The sequence below is a fragment of the Bacillus sp. ISL-18 genome, assembly GCF_018613415.1.
Classification (GTDB): Bacteria; Bacillota; Bacilli; order Bacillales; family Cytobacillaceae; genus Neobacillus.
The window spans coordinates 18,091-37,650 of sequence record NZ_JAGGQG010000007.1 but is presented as its reverse complement, the minus strand read 5'-3'; the positions used below and the strand labels follow the sequence as shown (position 1 = coordinate 37,650).

Below are 19,560 nucleotides of genomic sequence, written 5' to 3'. Positions count from 1 at the left end.
TCTATGAATTATCAATGGTTTCAATCCATTAACCAATTTGCAGGCAATCATCCTTTTGTAGACCAGCTGATGATGTTTTCTACTGAAAAGGCAGTGTTTATTTATGCTGTAGTGCTTGCTATGATGTGGATTTTTGGAAAGGAAAGGGATAGATTCACCGTGTTTCTAGCAGCTATTACTGGTGCATTTGGTTTATTCATCAACTTTGTTATTGGACATATTTATTTCGAGCCGCGTCCCTTTGTAACACATAACGTTCATCTATTACTCTCTCATGCAGCCAATGCATCTTTTCCTAGTGACCATACAACCGGTGCTTTTGCACTTTCTATTATCATTTTTTTACGTCAACGGAAAATAGGAACTGGGATGATTTTTTTAGCATTTTTAACAGGAATCTCTCGTGTTTATGTTGGGCACCATTATCCACTGGATATATTCGGAAGCATAGGTGTTGCTATCATCGTTACTATACTCATCTATAAAGCAGATAAGTTTTTAAAAATGTTTTTTACATTGATCCTATCTATTTATAATAAAATTCCATTCACTTCCAATAGGGAGGAGAAGAAAGAACACTACGTTATAGGAGAGATTTAGGACCGTTGATACATACTTGTAGAAGATAGACTTAAGGGCGATTCTGTCACAAGGAAGCATTATGTTAACTAGAATACAACTATTTCATAATCATAAAGTAGGGAAAAGCAGGTGTAAACAATGAATGATATAAAACATGATTGGTTGGAACATACCGGTGAATTAAGAAGAAGATTAATTATTTCAGCTATTGCTTTTCTAGTATTTCTCGGTTTAGCCCTTGTTTATGTGAAGGAAATATATTATTTTCTTATGGGAAATCTGCATGATAAATTAATGGTTTTGGGGCCAAGCGATATTATGTCGATTTATTTTCATATTGCAACTATTGCAGCATTAGCTGGAACTATTCTAATTGCTGCATGGCAAATATGGTTATTTGTAAAACCTGCTTTAAAGTCTTCGGAGAGAAAAATAATGCTGGCTTATATCCCTGCCTTATTCTTGCTTTTTGTAGGAGGGATTACATTTGGTTATTTTTTTATATTTCCGAATGTCCTCACCTTTCTTACCAATATAGGTAACAACCTATTAGTCACGTCGTTTACTGCAGATAAATATTTTAGTTTTTTAATTTATATGACTGTCCCCTTTGGGATTGCGTTTGAATTGCCTCTGGTTTCAATGTTTTTAACGACTATAGGGTTAATGAATCCGTATATTATTGAAAGACTTCGAAAATATGCCTATTTCATTCTCGTAATCATTGCTGCAATGATTTCTCCACCAGAATTTATTTCAAATATTTCAGTTGCTATACCACTGATTCTGTTGTATGAAATTAGTGTTTTATTTTCCAAACTGGTTTATAATCGAAATCAAAAACTTCTGGCACCACTTGATGAAAGGAATCCTGAATAGAGAGTGAGCTTTTTACAATATTATTGACATATTGTCAATGAATGTGTATATTTCTATTAACTCTCATCATATTACAAGGAAACACTTAAAAATACTATACTTAATAATCACCTAACAACTACTATTTTTAATGGAACCATAAAACATAAATAGCTCTGTCAGTATAGGAAGGGATGAACAAAAGAGATGCCAGTTAAAGGAACAGAAACTGATCTTGGTTTGTATTTAAAAAGATTATTAAAAGAACGTTCTCTATCTATGAGAAAGCTAAGTGAACTTACTGATATTGATACAGCAACAATCTCAAGGATTATAAACGGTAAACGTAAGGCTACTCCCGACCACTTACAAAAATTTGCTGAACATCTTGGAGTCCCTTTTTCAGAATTATTTGCCCTTGCTGGTTATCCAATGGAAGAAAAGGTGCAGCAGAGTTCCGAGAAGTTTACGACGGTAGAAAGTATTCAATTCTTATTGGAATCCACCAATTTAATAGATGGAGAATTTAATATTGAAAGTGTGGAACAGCATTTAGCTAAATATGAGCAATATGTACAAACTGAAGAGGGGACAGAAAATATTCTCAAGAACTTTGGAGAAAAGATTAAAAAATTAGGCAGTGTGGGTCCATTTATAAATCAGATCAAGGGTATGTATGAGAAATTCATCACAAAAAATGGGACTCCACGAGAACTTGTCTTGATTGGCAGTGCGCTGATCTATTTTATTATCTCAACTGATGTGATTCCTGATTATTTTTTACCACTAGGTTATATTGATGATGCAATCGCCATTCAAATTGTAATGAAATGGCTATCAATAAAGACCCTTTAAACTACAATAAAAGTTTATTGAAAAGCAGCATTTGCCATTGGAGACCCTGAGTTCGTTCAATCGGGGTCTTGTTCCTATTTATTCAAGGTTCCTTCTACGATTAGGTCTAGAGGCAAGCCCTATAACGGAGAGACGTTTGCAGATGAAGGCTATCAGCAGACATTCGAGTCCACACGAGCCCAACAAGGCAAATCAGGAATTCTTGCTAACTTTACAGGAGGGCAAACGGCTGCCAAACTGTTTGCGTTAACAAATGATAAAATAGAAGAAAGGACTAACGAATTTTTGGACAAGTTAACCCAAGTGTTACCAGGATGTAAAAAGAATTGGAATGGACTAGCCACTGTTGATCACTGGCTTAGCAGCCAATGGACCAAAGGCTCCTATTCCTATTTGAAGGTTGGCCAGCATACAAAATTTGGTGGAGTTTTAGGGGAGAGGGAAGGAAATGTTTTCTTTGCGGGCGAGCACACTTCTACTAATTACCCAGGGTATTTAAATGGAGCAGTGGAGTCTGGAGAAAGAGCTGCACGAGAGATTTTTGAGGACTTTTTTAAAAAATAAATAAGCTGCCAAAGATGAAAGATGGTCCATGAAATAACTATAAATTTATTATAAATAAAAGTACCCGATAGGAGTGACCTTTTTATAGTGTCTACTCTATCGGGTACCGGTTAGGGCAGCATGTTTGCCCTTTTTTAGTTAGCTCAAATTTTATAAGCTTTATTTTTAGGCTCGTTTGATTTTGGCACGAGCAGCATCGAGTTTCTTATTGATATCTACCACGTCTTTATCTGAAAGTGGATAAAGAGCCATAACAATCATCGAAACAATCGCGAGTGCTGCTGGAATCCAGATCGCTGTGATATTGATACCGCAAAGAGCACTAGCTGTTTGTTTAGCCGCATTTCCATCGAAACCGAAAGCAGCAAGGAACCAAAGCGGAATGGCACCACCAAGAGTGAAACCAATCTTAAAGAAAAGACCCATGATCGCGTTGATGATCGCAGCGTTACGTTTTCCAGACTTCATTTCACCATAAGAGACAACCTCAGGAACGAGTGCCCACATGAAACCAGTTGCAGAAGTAAGACCCCATTGCTTAATAAAAGTTGAAACATAAGCAAGGAAAAGTGAATCATGCATGCCATCTAACGACCATACCCAAGTAAGGATTTCACCAACAACAAACATACCAAGGAAGAAATGGAAGAATCCCTTTTTACCAAAGACTTTTCTTAATTTTGGCCAGAAGACTGGGAAAGCGATACCAGGGATAGAGGCGATGAGACCTACTGCACCCATCCAGTCTGAGTGATTGACCGTGTACTGATTAAAGAATCCATTTACTGTGTTCATGAAGAACATAAAGGTGAACGCAAGCATAAAGAAGAACCCAAGAATAATGAGTGGCTTGTTGTTCTTCAATTCAACGAACAGGTCTAAAGCTTTTACTTCTGCAGATTGTTCAGCAGTGGCAACAACACGTTCTTTTGTGAGACGGTAGCAGAAGAACAAAGCCAAAGCGCCAAGTATCATATAAACCATGTAAACCCCAAACCAAGCATGACTTGCAGATGCATCGGTATAAGTACCCATGTTGATCTTGAGACCAAAAAAACCTGTGTCTTTCATGGAGCGGTCTTTTGGGGCTGCCATTTGGACAAACATTGGAAACAGTGTGTAAACCAAGAGATTAGCAATGTTAGCCAGCATCATACGAGTGGTTGTGATTTTATCTACGGATTCAGGGTCACGTGTAAGTGAAGCATTTAATGAACCGTAAGGAATGTTTATGACAGAATAAACCAAGTCGAGCAAAAAGTAAGTGATAAAGGCGATGGGTACTGAACCACGAATGGCTGGAATGGGAACAAAGAGCATCGCTGCTAAGATAACAAGTGGAACACCAGCAATCAAAAGCCAAGGACGATATTTACCGTTTTTGAATGTATGTTTATCGACGTAGGTACCAACCATCGGATCCCAGAATACGTTGACGATTCGGACAAACAAGAAGATGAACCCTGCTGCTGCCGTACCAATGGCATTTACGGTAGTAAGATAGAGAGCCAGGAAACCTCCGACAGTACCAAATACGAGGTTTTGGGCAAAGTCCCCAAGACCGTAACCGATCCGTTCAGAAAGGCTGAGCTTATGGTACTCATTTTGTTGAATGTTTTGTGTGTTTTTGTTCATTTGTTTAACGGTTGATTCCATTAAAGCCATGTCATAAATCTCCTTTACGGTTAAATTTTCAATCGGTTTATCCGCTTACATAATAGACATTTAAAAAAAATCTAGTTGAAAAAATGAGCCAATCGATCCTTTATAGATTCAATAGTAGGGTTAACCGCTTTCACCAATGGTAAAAAATTATAAGTAACTCTACTAAAAGTTGAATACTTTATGAAGTGAACGAGACATTCACTAACTAACTAGAAATCTTTCAATATAAGGAATGAAAAAAATTATTTACCCGCTTAGTTTGTTTGTTTAAATAAACAAAGAAGATACTTTATCTAATCATCCTAAACAATACTTAAAATTCTCTAAAAAGTAAATATGTTGTATTTACTTTCCTGTAAAGCCTTTTTTCACCTCTTTAACTAGTAATTTTAACGTGAAACCTTCACTACTTTAGCACAAAAAAAACAAAATTACTTTTAACTTAGTTTGTCCATCGGATAAACTAAATTGTGTGTCTATACTAACACATCTTTTTTAATTGAACAATATACAAACTTATAAATTTTTACGATATAATAAAAAAATAATCAAATACAGGAATCGGCCGTTAGATTGAAAAGATAAACAGCTAAAGAGATGAGGAGAATAGGTGAAACTAGCAGAACAAAATGATAACAAAATGCATAGTCTAAAAGTTATTTTGAGTACGATTATGAAACACTACCCGATCTCCAGGGCAAACCTCTCGGAAATAACCAATCTGAACAAAGCAACCGTTTCTTTGCAAACGAATACATTGATCGAAAAACAGCTTGTTTCCGAAATTGGGGTGGGAGTGTCAAACGGGGGCCGAAAACCTATATTGCTAGTTTTTAATAAAAATGCCGGCTATGCTATCGGAGTTGAACTTGCTGCCAATTATATTCAAACGATTTTAAGTGATTTAGAGGGGAATTTGCTTTTCTCTGACTTATTTGAATTTGCAAACGAGTCATTGGAAGCGCTTAAATCAATTTTAATTGATCGAATTAGGCTGGTGACGAATCATGCACCGGAATCTCCATATGGCATTATTGGGATCGGGGTAGGGGTACATGGATTTGTGAATGAGAATCAAACGGTCTTATATACTCCCCATTCAAATTGGGACAAAGTTGACATAAAAAATTTGCTCGAAGCCCATTTTACCTTTCCTGTTTTCATTGATAATGAAGCAAATGCCGGAGCTATTGCCGAGAAATTGTATGGTGCCATTAAGAATTCCGATAACAGCATTTATATAAGCGTAGGAACTGGTATTGGCCTGGCCATCATGGTAAACAACCAGCTTTACCGCGGATCAGGTGGAGTTTCGGGAGAAATGGGGCATATGACCATTGAATTCAATGGGAAAAAATGCGGCTGCGGAAACCAAGGCTGTTGGGAGCTGTATGCATCTGAACGTGCATTTTTTACGAATCTCTCCAGAATAAAAAATGGAAGGGAACTGACATTTGAAAAGGCCACTAAGATGATTCAGGAAAACGATGGCGATCTATTGATGGAAATAGAAAAATTTGGGTATTACTTTGGAGTTGGTTTAACGAACTTGATTCATACGTTTAACCCTGACTCGATTGTCTTGAGAAGTAACCTGATTGAGGCGAATCCCATCATTTTAAAGTCGATTAAGAAGACGGTTTCAAGTAGGATATCAAGGCATATACCGCTAAAAAGTGAGATTTTCATCTCCCAGCTCAACAAAAATGCCGCCGTCCTCGGAGCGGCTTCGTTTATGATCAAAAAATTCCTTGAAGATTCCATGATGGTTAAGGACTAGGATGACCAGTTGCAAAATCAGCTAACATATTCGGAATGAAAAACATAGTTTGGGAGCGAAATAGTGGGGAAGGGTTAATGAAAAGGGATACCCATTTTTCGGCAGAAATCTTAGTAAAAAAGACCTTGGAGGCTAATAAAGCTTTTCAAGGTCTTTTTATGTATTTATCGACTTTCCTATGCTTTGTCTGAGTAAGGATCGATGGTTTGAATGGTTCCGTCTGCATTGTATTTTAGTTCGGTATATTTTACACAGCGCTTGTGGTCAACCCCGTCAGACAGGGAACAATCATGATAAAATAAATACCATTTATCCTCGAACTGAACAATTGAATGATGGGTGGTCCAGCCGATGACAGGGGTTAAGATTTTCCCTTTGAAAACGTATGGACCCAGAGGATTTTCGCTGATTCCATAAACAATGGTATGGGTCGTACCCGTAGAGTAAGAAAGATAATACTTTCCATTGTATTTATGAACCCATGGGCCCTCAAAATATCTTCTTTCCTCATCTCCGGCAAGAATTGGCTTGCCATTCTCGTCTACAATTGTAATCTCTTGCGGTTTGTCCTTAAAACGAAGCATGTCCTCAGTTAATTCTGCGGCCATTGGTCCTAACGCCGGCTGTGACGGATCAGGCCCCTCGGCATCAGGAATAAATGTACCCGTCTGCCATTTCTCTAATTGTCCACCCCAAAGTCCGCCAAAATACACATAGGATCGGTTGTCGTCATCCACTAAAACGGCAGGATCAATACTGAAGCTTCCTGGAATAAAATTTTCTTCAGCATTGAAAGGACCCGCAGGATTCGTGCCAGTCGCAACACCGAGTCGAAAGATCCCATCCTTATCTCTTGCTGGGAAAAATAAATAATACTGGTTATTTTTAAAAGCAGCATCTGGTGCCCACATCTGTTTACTAGCCCAAGGAACATCTCGAATATGAAGTGCTTCGCCATGGTCTACACAGGGGGAATGGAAATTATCGATCGACAAAACATGATAATCTTCCATCGCATATTGATCACCACTACCATCATCAATCGTTTTTCCACTATGTTCAATATCATGGGAAGGATAAATATAAAGTTTCCCTTCAAATACATGTGCAGAAGGATCTGCCGTATAAATATGTTCAACCAAAGGTTCATTTGGTTTGACGATTTTATCCATGTTTTATTCTCCTCTGAATACGTAGTTTAATTGGCTCATAAAGTTCATCCATGCAACAACACAATCATCAGTACTATCATGTCCGGGGACAAACGTTGGCATGTATCCAAAAAGACGCAAAATAGATCCTCTGATTAGGTAGTTTTATCAAACCAAGTAATATCACTCTATTATGCTAAGTGCTTTCACTCTGCCTCATTAAAGATATAGTTATTCAAAAAGGTATTGCGAAACTTGCCATTTGGATCATACTTCATAAGCAATTGCAAAAAGGCAGGCATCTTTTCATAAAGTGACTGTATGTTTGCAGGGGAGGTAGTAAACAGTTTTCCCCAATGTGGTTTAGCTTGAAAAGGTTCAAGTTGGGCTTCGATGAGTGGCAGCACCTTCTGAACATCCGCCCAGTTATCCTGCCAAGTAAAGTGAATAGCAACAGAATCCTGCATATAGGATGGGCTTAACCACAGCTTGTCCTGTGCAATGGTCCGCACCTCGCATATTAAAAGATGTGGTGCGATTTGTTCACGGATTTCACTAACTGCACAAAGAGCGTCATAGGCATGCTTACGTGCCAAAATATATTCACTTTGCAGCTCTTGACCTTTACTAGGAGTAAAATCCATTCGGAAGTGTGGCATCCGATCAAGCCAGTCCCCTGGGACCCCTAACTGCGCTGTGCAATTCTCTGCTCCAACCCCCGGTACGGGATGGAGATTTTCTTTGGCCGCTTTTGCTCCATAAAATTCCTCTTCAAACGAAACAGTCTGATCATCCGTCAGTTTCCTCTTCAGCCATACCTGGTTGAACCTTTCATCCTGCCAATCGGTAAACAAACTAACGCTATAGGCACTAGAAAAAATAGTGTCAAAATGTTCATCTAATTGTGCTAACGGAAGGTTCTCGTAAACATCCTGCCTCATTTGATGTGCTGGATGGACATCTAGTGTAAGCTTTGTCACTACACCTAATCCACCTAGGCCAACCACGGCGCCATGTAATTCTTCTTCCGATTGTTCTTTTGAAAAAGTGACAATACTTCCATCAGCAGTGACTACCTCCATCGCGCGGACCGCTGCCGCTAAATTTTGATTGCCATTACCTGAACCATGTGTGGCTGTAGCAATTGCCCCAGCAACCGAAATGTGCGGAAGGGAAGCAAGGTTATGCAAGGCATAGCCATGCTGGTGAAGTACAGGACAAAGTTCTCCATACTTGATTCCTGCTTCCACAGTTACAGTTCGCTTCTCTCGATCAATGGATAATACCTTGTTGAGCTTCTTTAATGAAACCATATTCTCATTCGAATCTGCGATACTATTAAAAGAGTGACGCGATCCGACCACACGCAGCTTTTTTAAACTTGAAACCAATTGTTGAACTTCTTCAACCGTTTCCGGTTCATGCCAGTTATTCGTACTATATTGATAATTACCTGCCCAATTTCTCTTAGCCATGAAAATCCTCCATTTTTACTTTTATCACTATTTGCTTATCTCTTACTATACTTAAAATGAAAGAGTTTTCAACTATTATAGCTATCAACATAGCAGCATGAGTCATAAAGGGATGTAGACGTTTGCTTGCCTACTTTTATCCGTGAGTAAACTAACTATCTTACAATATAGTATTTTTTTATTAATTTTTTGCTCTCCAAAAGAAAATTTTACCGCATCCTAATCGTTTATGTGAATGAATTTATAATTTTAATGATTTCAAAAATTAGGATGTTTTTGCTTAGTTAGTTGGCGCTATTCGGGTGCAACTATTTATTTGTTTCTGTGTTTAAATAGTTATCCAATGGAGAAATATGGTAGGTGTGCTGGAACTTATAGAAAGCAAAGGAGGATGGATAATGTTACTTGTACCTCGTGAGATTGACAAGCTAATGATTGTGGTGGCAGCTGATCTGGCAAAAAGAAGAAGAGATAGAGGCTTGAAACTAAATTATCCCGAAGCAGTGGCCCTTATTACTTATGAAGTGCTCGAAGGGGCAAGAGATGGGAGAACGGTCGCAGAATTAATGGAATATGGCGCAACCATTTTAACACGGGAGGATGTAATGGAAGGAATTGCGGATATCATTGATGATGTTCAGGTCGAAGCCACCTTCCCGGATGGAACAAAACTAGTAACGGTGCATGATCCAATTCGGTAACGACAATGGAGGGATTTCAGGTGGAATGGGAACCAGGGCAATTGTTTTTAAAAGAAGAACCCATTATTTGCAATGAGGGAAGAGACGTTTTAAGGATAAAGGTTACGAATACGGGCGATCGGCCGGTTCAAGTGGGTTCACATTTTCATTTCTATGAAGTGAATGAATCGTTGAAATTTATGAGGGAAGAAGCGTATGGTAGAAGGCTAAATATTCCATCAGGCGCTTCTGTCCGCTTTGAACCAGGGGATGAAAAAGCAGTCGATTTGGTCCCATATGCAGGTGAACGAAAAGTATACGGCTTTAACAACAAAACCGACGGCTCGATCGAAGGAGGGCATCGCAAATGAGTTTTGAAATGCCAAGAAAACAGTATGCCCAGATGTTTGGCCCTACGACAGGAGATTCCATTCGCCTGGCGGATACGGGTTTAATCATTCAAATCGAAAAAGACCATACCACCTATGGTGAGGAAGTCGTTTTTGGGGGCGGGAAGGTGATCCGCGACGGAATGGGCCAAAACCCACTCGTCACACGCGGTGATGGAATACCAGATGTAGTCATTACAAATGCCGTCGTTTTGGATTATACAGGCATTTACAAGGCAGATATCGGAATTCGCGACGGGAAAATATCCGCAATCGGTAAAGCCGGAAATCCATTGGTCATGGATGGAGTCGATATAATCATCGGTGCCTCCACGGAAATCATTGCCGGGGAAGGGATGATTGTGACAGCTGGTGGAATTGACACACATGTGCATTTTATTAATCCTGCACAAGTGGAAGTGGCCTTAACTTCCGGGCTGACCACCTTAATTGGTGGTGGTACCGGTCCTACTGCGGGTTCGAGAGCAACGACGGTTACCCCGGGGGAATGGAATATTCACCGAATGCTTGAGGCAGTAGAGGGGCTTCCCATCAATGTGGGATTAACCGGTAAAGGTCAGGCGGCGGCTGAAGAGCCATTAGCGGAACAAGTTAGAGCAGGGGTTATCGGCTTGAAAGTACATGAAGACTGGGGGGCAACACCTTCAGCCATTGATCATGCCTTACGGGTTGCCGACCAATATGACGTGCAGGTGGCTCTTCATGCCGACACCTTAAATGAAGCAGGTTTTGTTGAGAACACGATGGCAGCCATTAAGGATCGGGTTATTCATATGTACCATACGGAAGGGGCAGGGGGAGGCCATGCGCCTGACTTAATCAAATCAGCCAGCTTTATGAATGTACTGCCATCCTCCACCAATCCAACACTGCCCTATACGATTAATACAGTAGATGAACATTTAGATATGCTCATGGTTTGTCACCATTTAAATCCATCGGTTCCGGAAGATATCGCGTTTGCCGATTCACGGATTCGAAAGGAAACCATTGCGGCAGAAGATGTGCTCCAGGATATGGGGATTTTCAGCATGACCAGTTCGGATGCGCAAGCGATGGGCCGGGTTGGCGAGGTTATTCTCAGGACATGGCAAGTAGCCGATAAAATGAAAAAAGAAAGAGGCTCTCTAAAAGGAGATAGCAAGCTATCCGATAATAATCGGGCTAAACGATACATTGCCAAATATACGATTAATCCTGCGATTACACATGGAATTTCTGACTATGTCGGTTCCATTGAGGTTGGAAAAATCGCGGACCTAGTCATTTGGAATCCAGCATTTTTTGGTGTAAAACCAGAATTAGTTTTAAAAAGTGGATTGATTGTTCATGGAATGATGGGAGACGCCAATGCCTCGATTCCAACACCGCAGCCAGTGGTTAGTCGTCCCATGTATGCGGCGTTTGGTAAAGCCTTGTCAAAAACCTCCATTACGTTTATTTCACAGGCAGCATATGAAGGGAAAGTGCATGAGAAACTTGGCTTGGAGAAAATGATCCTGCCTGTACATGGGATCAGGAAATTAACGAAAAAAGACATGAAACTAAACTCGGAAACACCTGAGTTAACCGTTGACCCGCAAACCTATGAGGTCAGGGTAAATGGGGAGCTTATTACAAGTGCTCCAGCAAAAGAATTGCCGATGGCACAGCGTTATTTTCTATTTTGAGGTGAAAGAGCATGTTAATTGAGAGAATTGAAACAAATATTGAAGAGATGGAAAAGGAAGAAATTATCAAAAGGCATATCGAAAAGGTTTACCTGGAGAGTGATCATTTAGTAAAACGGATTCAACGGGTTACCACAGATCACGGCAGGGAAATCGGCATACGGTTAAAGGACCCGCGCGATCTTATTGCTGGAGATGTCCTGTATATGGACGAAAAAAACATGATTGTCATTGATGTCATTGCGGATGATTTATTGGTGATCACCCCTCGCAGTATCAAAGAAATGGGGACAATTGCTCACCAGTTAGGAAACCGGCATCTTCCGGCCCAATTTGTAGAGGATATGATGATGGTTCAATATGATTATCTTGTGGAAGAACTGTTACAAGAGCTGGAAATTCCCTATAAACGAGATAATCGCAAAGTAAAGCAGGCGTTTCGTCATATTGGACATAGTCATGGATGAAAAAATGCTGGCCCTGTTTCAACTCTGTGATTCCAATTTTCCAACTGGTGCTTTTAGTCATTCCTATGGCCTTGAAAGTTATATTCAAGAGAACACCGTACATAACCAGGAAACCTTTTCGCAATGGCTTCGGGTATATATTGCTGAGCAGCTGATTTATTCTGACGGATTGGCATGCCAAATAGTGTACCAAGCCTTGGTAGAGGAAGACTTCCAAAAGGTTTGGAAGATGGATCGATTGTTGATGGTACAAAACCTGCCTCGTGAAACGCGGGAAGGCGCGACGAGGATGGGGGAACGGATGCTTGAGCTTGTCCAATCCTTATATGAGATCCCGATTCTTTCTTTATATAGGGAACGGATTCAATCGAAACAGTCTTTTGGCCACCCGTCCATTGTTTTCACAATGGTCGCCCATCACCTTGGTGTTCCAAAGTCCACGGGGATCTTATTTTACCTTTATTCCGTGGTATCGAGTATTGTTCAAAATGCCGTAAGAGGCATCCCTTTGGGGCAAACAGCTGGTCAGAAAATCATTCGTGAAGTCCAAAGTACCCTAGTGGAGGCTGCCGGGGAGATTGACAAGTTGGACGAAGAAGATTTTGGTATTGTCTCACCCGGTATTGAGCTGGCACAAATGAGACATGAACGTGTTAATATTCGAATTTTTATGTCGTAAAAGAAGAAAGGAAGTGTTTTTAATGGAACCTATTAAAATTGGAGTAGGTGGACCTGTCGGTGCAGGCAAGACGATGTTGGTTGAAAAATTGACGCGCCGTTTAAATGGTGAAGTGAGTATGGCCGTGGTGACGAACGATATTTATACAAAAGAAGATGCAAAATTTTTAATGAACAATGGGATCCTTCCTGCTGACCGGATTGTTGGCGTGGAAACAGGGGGTTGCCCGCATACTGCCATCCGTGAAGATGCATCGATGAATTTTGCAGCCATTAATGAATTAAAGGAAAAACATCCTGACGTCGAATTGATTTTTGTGGAAAGCGGAGGAGATAACCTCGCTGCTACCTTCAGTCCGGAGTTGGTTGATTTTTCAATCTATATTATTGATGTCGCACAAGGAGAAAAGATTCCGCGGAAAGGCGGCCAGGGAATGATTAAATCCGATTTGTTTGTGATCAATAAAACGGATTTAGCACCGCATGTAGGGGCCAGCCTTGATGTGATGGAATCTGACACAAAAGTATTTCGCGGGGATAAGCCGTTTACCTTCACCAATTTAAAAGAGGAAGAGGGACTCGATAACGTCATCGATTGGTTGAGGCAAAATGCGTTATTAAAAGGACTGGCCTAATATGGGAGAGTGGACAGGTGTTTTACATTTAGACGCAGAAAATAGAAAAGGGAAGACTGTGGCGAAGAACGTTTATTTTCAGGGTGCATTGAAAGTGATGCGCCCTATTTACCATGATGATTCCGGGAGGGCCTGCTATTATTTATTAAATCCCGGCGGCGGCTATTTGGACGGGGACCGTTATCAAATGAAGTTCACTTTGGCGGAGAATGCAAAGCTCACCCTGACAACACAAGGGGCAACAAAGGTCTATAAGACACCAAAAACCTTTGCCTATCAAGAAGCGGAGATCATATTGAAAGCTGGAAGTTACCTCGAGTATTTCCCCGACCCGCTCATCGCCTACCAACATGCCCATTACAAACAAAAAAATGTCATCCGGATGGATCGTACGGCTACTTTGATTTATTCGGACATCATTACTCCAGGCTGGTCACCGCAAGGAGAGCGGTTTTCCTATAAAACCGTCCAATTGCTGAATGAGATCTACATGGATGACGAATTGGTGGTATATGATCACTTGAAATTAAACCCTGCATCTCAAAATCTTGGCGGGCTAGGGTTTTTGGAAGGATTTACTCATTTGGGATCAATGATGGTGGTGGATTCTCAGGTGGATAATTCCTTGCTTGACAGGTTATATACGATTATTGAAAAGAATACATTGGATAGTAAAGTCGGATTGTCTTTACTTCCAGTACCAGGTTTTACGATTCGTGTATTATCAAATTCAACACAGGTCATCGAGAAAATCTTTTCGGAAATTAACCTCATGATCAGTCAAGAATGGTATCAATCCAAACCATTTTTTTTAAGAAAATATTAGTTTTAAAGCCCGGCAGGTTCATTGAAGCTGCCGGGAATAGATAAGAATAAAGAGATGTTTGGGGGAGGACGAAAGATGGAGATTACATTGTTTTCAGTTTTAGCACTGGGGTTTATTTTGGGGATCCGGCATGCCATGGAACCCGACCATATGATTGCGGTCTCTACGATTGCAAGCCAGAGTAAAAAATTATGGCAAGCGTCGCTGGCGGGTGTTTTTTGGGGCATTGGGCATACAGCCACCCTTTTTGTCATTGGGACTATTCTTATCTTGTTGAAAGACGAAATACCGGCGCAATGGTCACTAACGTTGGAATTTTTGGTAGGGATTATGCTGGTTTACCTTGGGATCACTGCGATGTTATCCATTCGGAAAAAACAGAGACAACCTTCACATCACCATCATCATGAAAACGAACAGCATACGTATAAGGCAAATAAAGGTACATATTATAAATCTCTTTTTATCGGTTTGTTCATGGGATTGCCGGCAGCGGCGCCATGGTTTTACTGACGATGAGCACCGTTCAATCTGTATGGCAGGGAGCACTGTATATTTTCATCTTTGGTGCGGGAACGGTTGTGGGAATGTTGATTTTTACAACCATTATCGGGATTCCTTTTATTTTAAGCATGAAAAGAAAGGTTACAGGCAAGTCCTTAATCTTAACGACCGGAGCTGTTAGCACTTTATTTGGAGTTTACTATATGTATAATCTTGGTGTAAACGATGGTTTATTTCGGCTGTGGCTGTAGAACTGCATACTCGTTCATTATATAGGAGAAACTCCTTTTATCAGGAAAGGAGGGGATTAAATGTTTGAAAACTTTGAAATAATCCCTCAATTTGAGGGGACAGCTAGAGAACATCCGCATTTTTCTTTAAGCGTCAATGGCAGCGAATATAAAGGAATGATTCAGCATGATACAGTGCACTGGTACCAGCCCCATCCGAAAGAGACGCTAGCAGAGGAACAGCTTGAGAAAATAGAATCAAAGGTAATCGGCATGATGAGTGAATATAAGGAGCAATAACTAGATGGCTGTCTCAATCATTTTGAGGCAGCCATTAAATTTGGGACATCACTTTTCGAGCCGCTAAGAATATCCATGTACAAACCACAAACGGCAAGGTAAGTGCAGGAAGTCCATAGGGCAAAAGCCAAGTATCAATGCTTGCTGTAATAGGAATGGTTAAACATGCGGCAAAAATACCTGTTACCACGCTATATCGATGGTTTTCCTTGAATACTTCAGATACCGCCAGCATCGTTAAAACCGCATTGTAACCATAAAGTCCGTGGGAGATCAAGGTGTGTTCACCTTTAAGAAAATAGGATGTTAACAATGCGGCAATGGTTCCAACTATCGCATAAATCCCCCATCTCCACCCCGCCAAAAATACGGCAAGGAAAAGCAAGATTCCGGACAATGCATAATCAAGGAAGAAAATTTGCCCCATACTATCCAAAGCTCCAGTAAGCAAATTAATTTGTCCTTTAATATCCGGTGTCCAATGAGATAAAGATTGAGGGATAAGGGCAGAACTGATTTTAAAAGTGACCAGTCGGTACGTAGAAAGCAGTAAAAACCAGGTAATAACAATAAACGGAAAGGTAAGAATGGGAATAGTAGTTTGCCGCATAAAATGCATCATCGCTGCCGTCACAATGGCAGCAATCGCGGCACCGACCGCTGCAATCAGCCATCGGTCATTTCCTGTTAAAAACAAGGAAAGGGCCATTCCCGTTAAAACCGAATTATATCCAAATAAGCCTTGATTAATACTTTCATTGTCCGCACCGCCGATTTTAGCTACTAAGGTCCCCACCATGCTCGAAATCAAAGCGATGATGCCTAAGGGATAGGAAGCAAGAGTGATCGCTATCAACATAATAAATCCGGAAGCAGCATTATCAATGAAAATGACTTGGGAGATTCCCTTAAAGGAAGTGATAAATAGCCACCCCCATTTATTGTTAATAATCGTCAATTCCTCCCTGCTTTATGTTCTAATAGAAAGACATTTATTGCGGATAGCCTCCATCCACGTTTTGATCGATAAAAAGATACTCATATAGTTTTTTTAGGAATTTAGTTCAAGAGTGTATTTTCCGTGTAAGGTCTGATGAATAACGTTATGGCTGTAGTATTCACTTAAATAGGTATTCCAAAACGAAATATAGCAAAGAATTTGAAGATCGAATGGCTGCTGGTACAACGTCAAATGTTCATCTATTTTTGTCGAATAATTTTCATGTCCAATAAATTTCTATTAAGCCGATAGTACAAGTTGTTTCCTTTTCAAAACAGCTCGCATAGTAATAATAATACCAGAGGAGGTGTAGAAAGGTGTGGTAAGTAGGATGAGCAAAAAAATGGCAAGTCCATTGTTTCTTAGAAAAGGAGTGAGTTAATTTGTTAGAAAATGTTTCGATCATTATTCCTTTCCAGACAGACTACGGGCCAAGAGCGGATGCATTTGAATTGGTTAAAGGGTTTTACGCTCATTTTATGCCTGAGACGGAAATATGTTTAGGAATCATAAATGGCGAGGAAATTAATAAAGCAAAAGCCATTAACCTCGCTGCAAAAAAAGCAACAGGAAAAGTGTTAGTAATAGCGGACGCAGATGTGATTTATGACCCCAAACTCATTGTTAAATCCATAGAGTTACTAAATAAAGGAGCATCATGGGTAGTTCCGTTTACTGCTGTTTACGATGTGGGGAAAGAAGGGACAAGAAGATTAATCAAAACAGGACCAGATTCTATTACCATAAGACCTAATGAATGTACGAAATCCGACTGGTTATATGAAGGATTTGCAGGAAAGTTATTTGTGATTCCTAGAGAAAATTTCGAAGCAGTAGGAGGTTTTGATGAAAGGTTCATTGGGTGGGGTGGAGAAGATGATGCTTTTTCACATGCAGTCCGTACTCTTTGTGGAGAAATCGTAAATGTAGAAGGGCGAATATTTCATTTATGGCATCCGAGTGCAAACTACGAAACAAATCCCAATGGTAAAGCAAATGGTGATCTTTTAAATCGGTATAAACGAGCAAGCGGGAATAAGACGGCCATGTTGAAACTGATTAAGGAGAGAAATTCTAATCTAAAAAATGATCGGGACAATAAGATAAATTTATTAAAAAGTGAGGAAAATAGAAAAGCAGAAACACCTAAAAGCAAAATATGTTTTGCTATTCTGGTTCACGAAGATAGAGAGTTAGTCAAGCAACTAATTGATAATGTTCGTTACTACTGCCCCAACAGCGCAATCGTATTATACAATGGCGGAGATGATCCCCTGCTCTGTAAGGATTTAGGTGTTCCCGTCTGTCCTTCTAGTCGTAAGTTGGAGCGGGGATGGACAACCATTTATTTTCTAGATGTAATGGAATGGTTAGAAGAATTGGGACTTGAGTACGAATATTTTATTAATATTGATTCGGATGCATTGTTCATAAAAAAAGGTTATGAAGAATTCATCCAAACTGAAATGGAAGATACGGATTACATGGCCGTTTTGCTTAGAATCCCCGAGGATGATTGGTATATTGGTAACGAACTTAAGAAAGACATTGATAGATGGAAGAAATTTTTTAATGTTAAGCCCTTTTATGGAGTTTTCAACGTTGGACAAGTTATTTCCAGGCCCGTAGTAAAATCATTGATTGATCCAGAAATAAGCCAAAGGTTAAAGAAGGCCTTAGTAAAAACGGTTTCCTTCGGCATGGATGAGGTAGTTTTTGTAAACATGGCAAAGGAACTAGGGTTTAGGTTAAAGAAGTATCCCAATGCTTTGGACTCAAAAATGATCCGTTATCGGCCTTATGCCTCGGTGGAAGAAGTAATTTCCTGGCTTAATAATAAGGAAGGCGGCGGCTTAGTTCATCCTGTAATACGAGAGAGAGATGAACCTGTTAGGAATCTAATTCTTAATATTAATGGTGAAATAAATAAAAAACAGTACCATAGTAAGGAGTTCCCATGGTATAAAAAAAATCCAGATGAATATTCCGTTTCATTGCCAATCAAAAGTACATTTGGTAATTTAGAGCTTATTGTCCAGTCAGATTCTACTTTGACTCACTATTGGCAGCAACCGAAAGGCAAGTGGTACAAAGGCGAAACTTTTGCTAAAGGTGTTACGGGAAATCCATTATTTTTTCAAAGTAAAACAGGACAATTTGGAGTAGTCTGTAAAATGGAAAATGGTCAAATGGGTTTTTGGCTGAGAGACAACAAAGAAGATGGCTTTCCTTGGTATGGGCCAACTATTCAAGATCTTGGGAATGCAGAACCAATACTGGTAAGAAACTTAGATGATGACAAGCATATTATGGTGTTTAGGGAGGATGATCACTACTTTTATGGGTTGATCAATAATAAGGAAATGGAATAAGTTTTCCATCCGTAACCTATTTCTATTTTTCGTCCACTGAAATCTATTAAAGCGATCAAAGACTAACTGCCCCCATGCCCCTACTTTGCTTCATTCGAAAAAACTCTTCATAAATGAGATAGTACAAAAGTCCAAAAATAAATGAAAATAAGGCGCCCCTATACCCCGTAATGTTTCATTCCATACTCTGCGTATGAGCTTGCTGAAGTAAAATCTTATGATTGGCAGCCTTCCTAAAAACTCTAAGTGCATTAGATGATTTAACATCAAATCAAACTGTACACTCATATTCCAAGCTACGAAATCAGCACCAATTTTTTTCAAGAAACACGTCCCGATCATCTATTTAAGGACTGCAGCTATTACTGTGAGGTTGTGACAACCGCTCACCAAATGCCCCGCTCCGTACTCGTCGCCATGCAGAATGCTGTTTCGCGTAAAGGGGTGTCCGTTCTTGTTCTACCTGGGGACGTCGCTGGATATGAAGCAGACGATACCCCCGTACCAGAACATGTCCTTCATTGTCCAGTGTTGGTTGATGTCATTGTTAATTGCCAGGAATTGTCGTTTCCACCGAAAATCACATTTGAACAGGCCCATGGATTTAGCCTTTGGATGATGAAAGCCGTTTTGAACGGGCGCGGTAACGAGCTCTTATTAATCTTGCCAAAACGAATTTTATCCGCTAATAAACCAGGGATAATCTTTATAAGAATATCGGTGATGAAGAGCCTGTGTTGGGTGCTTGAATTCAAGAGAGTAAGGCTGTTGCGGCAGCCTTTTTCCTATTCAACTAACGTTTTATAAGATATACTAAAATGGAAATTAAAACCTTTTTAAAGAGTAATTACACGATTT

The 19,560-nt window shown here is 40.0% G+C and carries 19 protein-coding genes and 1 pseudogene; 16 read left to right on the top strand and 4 right to left on the bottom strand.

The genetic code is table 11. The annotated features are described in order from the left end of the window. Positions 1–3: 3 nt before the first annotated feature. The 4 genes from J7E81_RS11445 (at position 4) to J7E81_RS11430 (ending at position 2,859) form a co-directional block, all read left to right on the top strand. The gene (locus J7E81_RS11445; protein ID WP_215042328.1) at positions 4–600 is read left to right on the top strand and encodes an undecaprenyl-diphosphatase; all 597 of its coding nucleotides are present in this window, start codon (positions 4–6) and stop codon (positions 598–600) included. Between the two features lie 120 nt (positions 601–720). Beyond that, positions 721–1,461, top strand: coding sequence for a twin-arginine translocase subunit TatC (gene tatC, locus J7E81_RS11440; protein WP_215042327.1), 741 nt, complete (start codon positions 721–723; stop codon positions 1,459–1,461). 186 nt (positions 1,462–1,647) lie between these two features. Further along, complete coding sequence (locus J7E81_RS11435) at positions 1,648–2,295, top strand: helix-turn-helix domain-containing protein (RefSeq protein ID WP_215042326.1); 648 nt, start codon at positions 1,648–1,650, stop codon at positions 2,293–2,295. A 36-nt stretch (positions 2,296–2,331) separates the two neighbouring features. After that, positions 2,332–2,859: a flavin monoamine oxidase family protein gene (locus J7E81_RS11430; protein ID WP_215042361.1), complete on the top strand. Its 528-nt coding sequence runs from the start codon at positions 2,332–2,334 to the stop codon at positions 2,857–2,859. Positions 2,860–3,024: 165 nt separating this feature from the next. Here the strand turns inward: J7E81_RS11430 and J7E81_RS11425 are convergent, their stop codons facing one another. Next, complete coding sequence (locus J7E81_RS11425; RefSeq protein ID WP_215042325.1) at positions 3,025–4,524, bottom strand: MFS transporter; 1,500 nt, start codon at positions 4,522–4,524, stop codon at positions 3,025–3,027. A gap of 610 nt (positions 4,525–5,134) precedes the next feature. On the opposite strand from J7E81_RS11425, the gene J7E81_RS11420 reads away from it, so the two are divergent. After that, positions 5,135–6,304 (top strand): ROK family protein, encoded by a 1,170-nt coding sequence (locus tag J7E81_RS11420; RefSeq protein ID WP_215042324.1) that lies wholly within the window; start codon positions 5,135–5,137, stop codon positions 6,302–6,304. Positions 6,305–6,480: 176 nt separating this feature from the next. Here the strand turns inward: J7E81_RS11420 and J7E81_RS11415 are convergent, their stop codons facing one another. Then, entirely contained in the window at positions 6,481–7,476 is a 996-nt protein-coding gene (locus J7E81_RS11415; RefSeq protein WP_215042323.1) for a glycoside hydrolase family 43 protein, read from the bottom strand. 185 nt (positions 7,477–7,661) lie between these two features. Then, positions 7,662–8,930, bottom strand: a complete 1,269-nt coding sequence (locus J7E81_RS11410; protein ID WP_215042322.1) for an FAD-binding protein — start codon at positions 8,928–8,930, stop codon at positions 7,662–7,664. Between the two features lie 398 nt (positions 8,931–9,328). On the opposite strand from J7E81_RS11410, the gene J7E81_RS11405 reads away from it, so the two are divergent. The 9 genes and pseudogenes from J7E81_RS11405 (at position 9,329) to J7E81_RS11365 (ending at position 15,330) form a co-directional block, all read left to right on the top strand. Next, positions 9,329–9,631, top strand: a complete 303-nt coding sequence (locus tag J7E81_RS11405; protein ID WP_215042321.1) for an urease subunit gamma — start codon at positions 9,329–9,331, stop codon at positions 9,629–9,631. Between the two features lie 20 nt (positions 9,632–9,651). Further along, positions 9,652–9,981, top strand: coding sequence for an urease subunit beta (ureB, locus tag J7E81_RS11400; RefSeq protein ID WP_308162201.1), 330 nt, complete (start codon positions 9,652–9,654; stop codon positions 9,979–9,981). Beyond that, a complete protein-coding gene (gene ureC / locus J7E81_RS11395) occupies positions 9,978–11,690 on the top strand; it encodes an urease subunit alpha (protein WP_215042319.1) in 1,713 nt (570 codons plus the stop codon). Before ureB ends, ureC begins: the two co-directional genes overlap by 4 nt. 11 nt (positions 11,691–11,701) lie before the next feature. After that, positions 11,702–12,157, top strand: coding sequence for an urease accessory protein UreE (gene ureE, locus J7E81_RS11390; RefSeq protein WP_215042318.1), 456 nt, complete (start codon positions 11,702–11,704; stop codon positions 12,155–12,157). Next, complete coding sequence (locus tag J7E81_RS11385; RefSeq protein WP_215042360.1) at positions 12,150–12,836, top strand: urease accessory protein UreF; 687 nt, start codon at positions 12,150–12,152, stop codon at positions 12,834–12,836. Before ureE ends, J7E81_RS11385 begins: the two co-directional genes overlap by 8 nt. A 22-nt stretch (positions 12,837–12,858) precedes the next feature. Then, positions 12,859–13,470, top strand: coding sequence for an urease accessory protein UreG (gene ureG, locus J7E81_RS11380; RefSeq protein ID WP_215042317.1), 612 nt, complete (start codon positions 12,859–12,861; stop codon positions 13,468–13,470). A 1-nt stretch (position 13,471) separates the two neighbouring features. Continuing rightward, positions 13,472–14,296: an urease accessory protein UreD gene (locus J7E81_RS11375; RefSeq protein ID WP_215042316.1), complete on the top strand. Its 825-nt coding sequence runs from the start codon at positions 13,472–13,474 to the stop codon at positions 14,294–14,296. A 75-nt stretch (positions 14,297–14,371) separates the two neighbouring features. Beyond that, positions 14,372–15,051, top strand: a pseudogene (locus J7E81_RS11370) (urease accessory protein UreH domain-containing protein). A 60-nt stretch (positions 15,052–15,111) separates the two neighbouring features. Next, positions 15,112–15,330, top strand: coding sequence for a hypothetical protein (locus J7E81_RS11365; protein ID WP_215042315.1), 219 nt, complete (start codon positions 15,112–15,114; stop codon positions 15,328–15,330). Between the two features lie 34 nt (positions 15,331–15,364). On the opposite strand, the gene J7E81_RS11360 is transcribed toward J7E81_RS11365, so the two are convergent. Continuing rightward, positions 15,365–16,288, bottom strand: coding sequence for an urea transporter (locus tag J7E81_RS11360; RefSeq protein WP_215042314.1), 924 nt, complete (start codon positions 16,286–16,288; stop codon positions 15,365–15,367). Positions 16,289–16,713: 425 nt separating this feature from the next. Between J7E81_RS11360 and J7E81_RS11355 the strand changes: the two genes are divergently transcribed. Together J7E81_RS11355 and J7E81_RS11350 are read left to right on the top strand one after the other, a co-directional pair. Further along, on the top strand, positions 16,714–18,702 hold the full coding sequence (locus J7E81_RS11355) for a galactosyltransferase-related protein (protein ID WP_215042313.1): 1,989 nt from the start codon (positions 16,714–16,716) through the stop codon (positions 18,700–18,702). A gap of 375 nt (positions 18,703–19,077) precedes the next feature. After that, on the top strand, positions 19,078–19,509 hold the full coding sequence (locus tag J7E81_RS11350) for a hypothetical protein (RefSeq protein WP_215042312.1): 432 nt from the start codon (positions 19,078–19,080) through the stop codon (positions 19,507–19,509). Positions 19,510–19,560: the final 51 nt, after the last annotated feature.